This is a genomic window from Holdemania sp. (assembly GCF_986127675.1).
The window spans coordinates 72,369-79,682 of sequence record NZ_CFQZWI010000004.1; the positions used below are offsets into that span (position 1 = coordinate 72,369).

Genomic DNA, 7,314 nt, shown 5'->3' on the forward strand with positions numbered 1-7,314 from the left:
CGGAAGAACACGCTATTTCCGGAAAAATGCGTAAGGAGGACTAAATCCAATGGCGATTAAGAAATATAAACCAACGACTCCAGGTCGTCGCGGTATGTCAAGCCTGAGCTTCGAAGAAATCACATCGACTTCTCCAGAACGCTCGCTGCTTGAACCGCTGTCCAAAAAGGGCGGCCGCAACAACACCGGTCGGATCACAACCCGTCATCAGGGCGGCGGACACAAGCGTCAGTACCGCGTGATCGACTTCAAGCGTAATAAAGACAACATCCCGGCGAAGGTCGCGACGATCGAGTACGATCCGAACCGTTCCGCCAACATCGCGCTGCTGAATTATGCAGACGGTGAAAAGCGCTATATCCTGGCTCCGAAGGGAATGCAGGTCGGACAGACCATCGTTTCCGGCGAAGCGGTCGACATCAAGGTCGGCAACGCGATGGAGCTGCGCAACATCCCTGAAGGTACTTTCGTTCACAACGTTGAACTGAAGCCGGGCAAGGGCGGCCAGCTGGCACGTTCCGCTGGTGTTTCCGCACAGATCCTGGGTTCCGAAGGCCGCTACACGATTCTGCGTCTGGCCTCTGGCGAAGTCCGCAAGGTTCTGAGCAACTGCCGCGCTACCATCGGTACGGTCGGCAACGAAGATCACAGCCTGGTTAACCTGGGTAAGGCTGGACGTTCCCGCTGGCTGGGCATTCGTCCGACAGTCCGTGGTTCCGTCATGAACCCGAACGATCACCCGCATGGCGGTGGTGAAGGCAGAACTCCGGTTGGCCGTAAATCACCAATGACGCCGTGGGGTAAGAAAGCCATGGGCGTCAAGACCCGCAAAACCAAAAAGGCGTCTACGAAATTAATCACACGCCGCCGCAACGGTAAGTAAACGAAAGGAAGGAAGCTAAAATGAGTCGTAGTTTGAAAAAAGGACCGTTCTGTGATGACCATTTAATGAAAAAAGTGGAAAAGCTGAACGCGTCAGGCAAGAAAGAAGTCATCAAAACATGGTCTCGCCGTTCCACTATTTTCCCGCAGTTCGTTGAACATACGTTCGCGGTTTACAACGGTAAGGAACATGTCCCTGTCTATGTCACAGAAGATATGGTCGGCCATAAACTTGGCGAATTCGTCCCAACCCGCAAATTCGGCGGTCATGGCGACGACAAGAAAGCGTAGGAGGTGCCACAATGGAAGTCAAAGCAACAGCGAAAACTGTCCGCATCGCCCCTCGCAAAGTCAGACTTGTTCTGGATTTAGTCAGAGGCAAAGATGCGAAGGAAGCAGAAGCAATCCTGAAGTTCACACCGAACCACGCTGCCGAAGCGGTTGGGAAAGTGCTGAAATCAGCCGTTGCCAATGCGGTCAACAATCATCAGCTGGATGAATCAAAATTGTACGTTAAAGCGTGCTATGCCAACGAGGGAATCACCATGAAGCGTTTCATGCCTCGGGCAAAGGGCAACGCCGCTCAGATTTTAAAGCGCACCAGCCACATTACTGTTGTGGTTGAAGAACGGTAGGAGGTACTCTCATGGGTCAGAAAGTTAGTCCAATTGGAATGCGTGTCGGCGTCATCCGCGACTGGGAATCCAGATGGTATGCTGAAAAAGATTACGGCACCCTGTTGATGGAAGACGTCAAAATCCGTGAATTCCTGTTTAAGGAACTGCATGCGGCTTACGTTTCCAGAATCGAAATCGAACGCTCTAAGAACCGTGTTGAGATCATCATCCGTGCCGCTCGCCCGGGCGTGATCATCGGCAGCAACGGTGAAAGCATTGAAATCTTAAAGAAGAAGCTGCAGAAAATGTGCGCTGGCAAGCAGATTCACATCAAAGTGGTCGAAGTTGCCAATCCGGATCTGGATGCACATCTGGTCGCTCGCGCTATCGCTGAGCAGTTGGAACAGCGTGCTTCGTTCAGAACCTGCCAGAAGCGTCAGATTCAGAAGACGATGCGGGCGGGCGCCAAGGGTATCCGTACCCTGGTTTCCGGCCGTTTAGGCGGCGCGGATATCGCGCGCAGCGAAGGCTATTCCGAGGGCGTCGTTCCTCTGCATACGCTGCGTTCGGACATCGACTTCGCGATTGTCGAAGCGATGACGACTTACGGCAAGCTGGGCGTTAAAGTCTGGATCTGCCGCGGTGAAGTCCTGCCGGGCCAGATGGTTCAGGAACCGGAAGCACCGAAGATGCCTCAGGGCCGCGATCGCCGGCGTGGCGGACGGAATGACCGCCGCGGCAACCGCAGCAACAATAACAACAACCGCAATGCCGAAGCCAGGGAAGCTAAAGCAGCTGCACCAAAGGCTGAAGGAACCGTTGAAGGAGGTAATTAATCATGTTAATGCCTAATAGAACAAAATACAGAAGACCTCATCGCCAGAGTTACGAAGGTCGCTCGAAGGCTGGACGTGAGATCGTATTCGGTGAGTATGGATTAATTGCTTACTCCGGTGCGTACGTCAGCAACCGTCAGATCGAGGCGGCGCGTGTCGCCATGACTCGTTACATGAAGCGTGGCGGCCAGGTTTGGATCAAAATCTTCCCACATCTGGCAATTACGAAGAAACCGCTGGAAGTCCGAATGGGTTCCGGTAAAGGCGCACCTGAAGGATGGGTAGCCGTAGTTCAGCCAGGCCGCGTCCTGTTTGAAGTCGGCGGCGTCGATGAAGAAACCGCGCGTGAAGCTCTGCGCTTAGCAGCCCACAAGCTGCCGGTCAAGTGCAAATTCGTGCGCCGAGGCGAGGAGGAATAGGAAATGAACGTTAAGGAAATTCGTGATAAGAGCAATACTGAATTACTTCAGGAAATTGAATCTTTAAAAGAAGAGCTGTTCAACCTGCGTTTCCAGCAAGCTACCGGCCAGCTGGAGAATCCTTCCCGCATGAAGGAAATTCGCAAGACGATCGCTCGCATCAAAACTGTCATCACTGAGCGCGAACTCAGTGAGGCGAAATAAGGAGGATAACTGGTCATGGAAAGATCAAACCGTAAAGTATTACGCGGAAAAGTCGTTTCTGATAAGATGGACAAGACCATTACGGTTGAGGTAGCAACCAGCAAGAGTCATCCGCTTTATTCGAAGCGTATTAAATATTCAAAGAAATTCAAAGCACATGATGAGAACAATGAGGCGAAGATCGGTGATATCGTAGAAATCATGGAAACTCGTCCGTTATCCGCGACCAAGCGTTTCCGCCTGGTTAAGATCGTCGAAAAGGCTGTAATTCTTTAATAGCACAAGGAGGAACTGACAATGATTACGAATGAAAGTAGATTAAATGTCGCGGACAACACCGGTGCTAAGGAATTATTAGTCATCCGTTGCCTGGGCGGCAGCAAGCGCAAAAGAGCGAACATCGGCGATATCATCGTCTGCTCGGTCAAGACAGCAGCTCCTGGCGGAACTGTAAAGAAGGGCGACGTCGTCAAGGCGGTCATCGTCCGGACACGTTACGGCATCCGTCGTGAAAACGGCAGCTACATCAAGTTTGATGACAATGCAGCCGTTATCATCAAGGACGACAACACACCAAGAGGAACCCGTATTTTCGGTCCTGTTGCAAGAGAACTGCGTGACAAAGACTTCATGAAGATTGTTTCTTTGGCACCAGAAGTTTTATAGGAGGTGGCTTGAGATGAAAATTAAAAAAGGCGATAAAGTAAAAGTCATCACTGGACATTACAAGGGAACGATCGGCGAAGTTCTGGCCGTTATGCCGAAAGAGAACAAAGTCATCGTTGAGGGTGTCAATCTGATGAAGAAACACCTGAAGCCGACTCAGGCTAACCCGGACGGAGGCATCATTGAAAAGGAAGCTCCGATTCATGTATCCAATGTCATGGCGTATGATTCCAAAGCCAAAACAGCCAGCCGGATCGGCTTTAAGGTCGAAAAGGGCGAAAAGGTCCGCGTATTCAAGAAATCCGGCAACGTCGTCAAGGGAGGTAAGAAATAATGAACCGTCTTGTTGAAAAATACCAGAAGACAGTCATTGAATCTCTGATGAAGCAGTTCAATTACAGCTCTGTCATGCAGTGCCCGAAGATCGAGAAAGTCGTCATCAACATGGGTGTCGGCGATGCGATCGCCAACCCGAAGGCGCTGGACGAAGCAGTTGCCGAACTGACTCAGCTGGCAGGCCAGAAGCCGGTCATCACCAAGGCGAAGAAGTCCATCGCGAACTTCAAGCTGCGTGAAGGCATGCCGATCGGCTGCAAGGTCACCCTGCGCGGTGAACACATGTATGAATTCCTGGATAAGCTGTTCAACATTTCCCTGCCGCGTGTCCGCGACTTCCGCGGCGTCAGCACAACGGCGTTCGACGGTCGTGGCAACTACACGCTGGGCGTGAAGGAACAGATCATTTTCCCGGAAATCAACTTTGATAAAGTAAGCAAAGTACGCGGTATGGACATCGTTATCGTAACGACGGCCAATACTGATGAAGAAGCAAAGGCATTGCTGGCAGGTATGGGCATGCCGTTTGCGAAATAAGGAGGACAACAACCATGGCAAAGACATCAATGAAAATTAAGCAGCAGCGTCCTCAGAAGTACAAAGTCAGAGAGTACACGCGCTGCGAACGTTGTGGACGTCCGCACTCTGTCTTAAGCAAGTACAAAGTCTGCCGTATCTGCTTCCGCGAATTAGCCTATAAGGGCCAGATTCCGGGAGTCAAGAAGGCAAGCTGGTAAGGATACGGAAGGAGGAAAAAGCAATGATGAATATGACTGATCCTATCGCAGATATGCTGACCAGAATCCGTAACGGTGTTCAGGCGCGCCACGAAGCCGTTGAAATTCCGGCAAGCAAGCAGAAGGTTGAAATTGCGAAGATCCTGAAGAACGAAGGATTTATCCTGAATTACGCAGTCACAGGTGAAACCGCTGCAGAAAAGAAGATCACAGTCACTTTGAAATACGGCCCGAATAACGAAAAAGTTATCAGCGGCATCAAGCGTATCTCGAAGCCAGGCTTACGGGTATACGCCAAGAGCGGCTCGATCCCACGTGTCCTGAACGGTTTAGGCATCGCGATCATCTCTACCTCTCAGGGATTGATGACCGACAAAGAAGCAAGAGCGAAGCATACGGGCGGCGAAGTTATCGCCTACGTATGGTAAGCGTGTTAGAGAAAGGAATAGAAAACAATGTCACGTATCGGTAATAAAACGATTACCATTCCAGCCGGTGTTGAAGTCACGGTTGCGGCTGGCAATGAGGTGACGGTCAAAGGACCTAAGGGTACTTTAACACGTCAGTTTAACGAAAACATGCAGATCGATGTCAACGGCAATGAAATCAAAGTCGTTCGTCCGAACGATGAGAAGCATATCAAACAGCTGCACGGCACAACCCGCGCGCTGCTGCACAACATGGTCGTCGGCGTTTCTGAGGGCTTCACCCGTGAACTGGAAGTTGTCGGTATCGGCTTCCGTGCCGCGGTCAGCGGCAACAAGCTGACACTGAACGTCGGCTTCTCTCACCCGGTTGAATTCGAGGTTGAGGAAGGCCTGAAAGTTGAGTGCCCGTCCGCAACTGAAATTAAAGTTTCCGGCATCGACAAGCAGCGCGTCGGCGAATTCGCTGCGGTCGTCCGGGCAACAAAGAAACCTGAACCATACAAGGGTAAAGGTATTCGCTATAAAGGCGAACATGTCCGTCGTAAAGAAGGCAAGACGGCTGGTAAGAAATAGTGGGAAAGGAGAGAGTGAACAATGCTTAAGAAAGTATCTAAAAATGATGAAAGAATTCGTCGTCACATTCGCGTCCGTACAAAGATCAGCGGAACTCCGGAACGCCCACGCCTGAACGTCTTCCGTTCTAACAGCCATATCCACTGCCAGATCATCGACGATGTTAACGGCACGACGTTGGTTGCCTGCAGCAGCGTGGACATGAAGCTGGAAAACGGCGGAAATATCGAAGCCGCAAAGACAGTCGGAACCGAACTGGCGAAGCGTGCTTTAGCTAAGAACATCACTGAAGTTGTATTTGACCGTGGAGGTTATGTTTATCACGGACGTGTCCAGGCCCTGGCCGAAGCTGCCAGAGAGGCCGGACTGAAATTCTAGGAGGGCTCGCTGAATGGAACGTAAACCAAGAAGAGTTGAACGCGATAAAGAATTTGAAGAACGCGTTGTTGTCATCAACCGTGTAACCAAGGTTGTTAAAGGTGGACGTCGTTTCCGCTTTGCCGCCCTGGTTGTCATTGGTGACAAAAAAGGCCGCGTAGGCTACGGCACAGGAAAAGCTAACGAAGTTCCTGATGCAATTAAGAAGGCCAGTGAAAATGCCAAGAAGAATCTGTTCAGAGTTCCTCTGGTAAACAATGGCTCCACGATCCCACATGCTGTCACCGGCGTTTACGGCGCGGGTGAAGTGTTCCTGAAACCGGCTGCAGAAGGTACCGGCGTTATCGCCGGCGGCGCTGTCCGTGCGGTTCTGGAGCTGGCAGGCGTCAGCGACGTTCTGTCCAAGTGCATCGGTTCCCGCACGCCGATCAACATGGTTCATGCCACGGTTGCCGGTCTGAAAGAACTGAAAACGATCGAAAGCGTTAGCAAACTGCGTGAGAAGAAGCCGCAGGAAATTCGCTAAGTTAGACGGGAGGCAGCTACAATGAAATTAAACGAACTGAAATACACAGAAGGTGCACGTCGTAACTCGAAGAGAATCGGCCGCGGCCATGGCTCCGGATGGGGCAAAACTGCAGGCAAGGGTTCCAAGGGCCAGAACGCTCGTTCCGGCGGCGGAGTCGCACTGGGCTTTGAAGGCGGCCAGACACCGATCTGGCGTCGTCTGCCGAAGCGTGGTTTCACCAACTTCACCCGTAAGGAATACTCGATCGTCAACGTCGAACTGCTGAATCGGTTCGAAGATGGCGCTGAGATTACTCCGGAACTGTTAAAGCAGGCGGGTTTAGTCCGCAAGGAACTGGACGGCGTGAAGATCCTGGGCGTTGGCGAACTGGAAAAGAAGCTGACGGTCAAAGCCAATAAATTTTCCAAATCAGCAGTAGAAGCAATTGAAAAAGCAGGCGGAAAAGTAGAGGTGATCTAACATGATCCAGACCTTTACCAGCCTGTTCAAGAATAAAGAAATCCGGTCTAAGATTATCTTTACTCTGGCCATGCTGTTCATCTACCGACTCGGATCCGGCATTCCGGTTCCGGGCGTAGATGCGACGGCGCTGACCGCCGGCATCGCTGATAATTCCATTCTGGGAATGATGAACCTGCTGGGCGGCGGCGCATTACAGCGTCTGTCGGTCTTCGCCTTGAGATCGGAAGAGCGTCGTGTAGGGAAAGAG

At 51.5% G+C, this 7,314-nt stretch carries 16 protein-coding genes and 1 pseudogene; all 17 read left to right on the forward strand.

What is annotated here, in order from left to right:
- Positions 1 to 49: 49 nt before the first annotated feature.
- Positions 50 to 883, forward strand: coding sequence for a 50S ribosomal protein L2 (gene rplB, locus AC5OW4_RS01625; RefSeq protein WP_072685404.1), 834 nt, complete (start codon positions 50 to 52; stop codon positions 881 to 883).
- Positions 884 to 903: 20 nt separating this feature from the next.
- Positions 904 to 1,173 carry a 30S ribosomal protein S19 gene (rpsS, locus tag AC5OW4_RS01630; RefSeq protein WP_006058569.1) on the forward strand — a complete coding sequence of 90 codons (270 nt, stop codon included), beginning with the start codon at positions 904 to 906 and terminating at the stop codon, positions 1,171 to 1,173.
- An 11-nt stretch (positions 1,174 to 1,184) separates the two neighbouring features.
- Positions 1,185 to 1,517: a 50S ribosomal protein L22 gene (gene rplV / locus AC5OW4_RS01635; RefSeq protein WP_006058570.1), complete on the forward strand. Its 333-nt coding sequence runs from the start codon at positions 1,185 to 1,187 to the stop codon at positions 1,515 to 1,517.
- Between the two features lie 11 nt (positions 1,518 to 1,528).
- Positions 1,529 to 2,335: a 30S ribosomal protein S3 gene (gene rpsC, locus AC5OW4_RS01640; RefSeq protein WP_072685405.1), complete on the forward strand. Its 807-nt coding sequence runs from the start codon at positions 1,529 to 1,531 to the stop codon at positions 2,333 to 2,335.
- 2 nt (positions 2,336 to 2,337) lie between these two features.
- Positions 2,338 to 2,754, forward strand: a complete 417-nt coding sequence (gene rplP / locus AC5OW4_RS01645; RefSeq protein WP_006058572.1) for a 50S ribosomal protein L16 — start codon at positions 2,338 to 2,340, stop codon at positions 2,752 to 2,754.
- 3 nt (positions 2,755 to 2,757) lie between these two features.
- Positions 2,758 to 2,958 carry a 50S ribosomal protein L29 gene (gene rpmC / locus AC5OW4_RS01650; RefSeq protein WP_006058573.1) on the forward strand — a complete coding sequence of 67 codons (201 nt, stop codon included), beginning with the start codon at positions 2,758 to 2,760 and terminating at the stop codon, positions 2,956 to 2,958.
- A 15-nt stretch (positions 2,959 to 2,973) separates the two neighbouring features.
- Positions 2,974 to 3,234, forward strand: a complete 261-nt coding sequence (gene rpsQ / locus AC5OW4_RS01655) for a 30S ribosomal protein S17 (protein WP_020226055.1) — start codon at positions 2,974 to 2,976, stop codon at positions 3,232 to 3,234.
- A 21-nt stretch (positions 3,235 to 3,255) separates the two neighbouring features.
- On the forward strand, positions 3,256 to 3,624 hold the full coding sequence (gene rplN / locus AC5OW4_RS01660; RefSeq protein WP_020226056.1) for a 50S ribosomal protein L14: 369 nt from the start codon (positions 3,256 to 3,258) through the stop codon (positions 3,622 to 3,624).
- Positions 3,625 to 3,637: 13 nt separating this feature from the next.
- Positions 3,638 to 3,958 (forward strand): 50S ribosomal protein L24, encoded by a 321-nt coding sequence (rplX, locus tag AC5OW4_RS01665; RefSeq protein WP_006058576.1) that lies wholly within the window; start codon positions 3,638 to 3,640, stop codon positions 3,956 to 3,958.
- Positions 3,958 to 4,497: a 50S ribosomal protein L5 gene (gene rplE, locus AC5OW4_RS01670; RefSeq protein WP_006058577.1), complete on the forward strand. Its 540-nt coding sequence runs from the start codon at positions 3,958 to 3,960 to the stop codon at positions 4,495 to 4,497. Before rplX ends, rplE begins: the two co-directional genes overlap by 1 nt.
- Positions 4,498 to 4,511: 14 nt before the next feature.
- On the forward strand, positions 4,512 to 4,697 hold the full coding sequence (locus AC5OW4_RS01675; RefSeq protein WP_006058578.1) for a type Z 30S ribosomal protein S14: 186 nt from the start codon (positions 4,512 to 4,514) through the stop codon (positions 4,695 to 4,697).
- 26 nt (positions 4,698 to 4,723) lie between these two features.
- Positions 4,724 to 5,125: a 30S ribosomal protein S8 gene (rpsH, locus tag AC5OW4_RS01680; RefSeq protein WP_039864159.1), complete on the forward strand. Its 402-nt coding sequence runs from the start codon at positions 4,724 to 4,726 to the stop codon at positions 5,123 to 5,125.
- Between the two features lie 27 nt (positions 5,126 to 5,152).
- The gene (gene rplF, locus AC5OW4_RS01685) at positions 5,153 to 5,698 is read left to right on the forward strand and encodes a 50S ribosomal protein L6 (RefSeq protein WP_072685406.1); all 546 of its coding nucleotides are present in this window, start codon (positions 5,153 to 5,155) and stop codon (positions 5,696 to 5,698) included.
- Between the two features lie 21 nt (positions 5,699 to 5,719).
- On the forward strand, positions 5,720 to 6,076 hold the full coding sequence (gene rplR / locus AC5OW4_RS01690; RefSeq protein ID WP_072685407.1) for a 50S ribosomal protein L18: 357 nt from the start codon (positions 5,720 to 5,722) through the stop codon (positions 6,074 to 6,076).
- Between the two features lie 13 nt (positions 6,077 to 6,089).
- Entirely contained in the window at positions 6,090 to 6,602 is a 513-nt protein-coding gene (gene rpsE, locus AC5OW4_RS01695; RefSeq protein ID WP_006058582.1) for a 30S ribosomal protein S5, read from the forward strand.
- A gap of 21 nt (positions 6,603 to 6,623) precedes the next feature.
- Positions 6,624 to 7,064, forward strand: coding sequence for a 50S ribosomal protein L15 (gene rplO, locus AC5OW4_RS01700; protein ID WP_006058583.1), 441 nt, complete (start codon positions 6,624 to 6,626; stop codon positions 7,062 to 7,064).
- 1 nt (position 7,065) lies between these two features.
- Positions 7,066 to 7,314: pseudogene (locus AC5OW4_RS01705) on the forward strand (hypothetical protein); the annotation flags it as partial.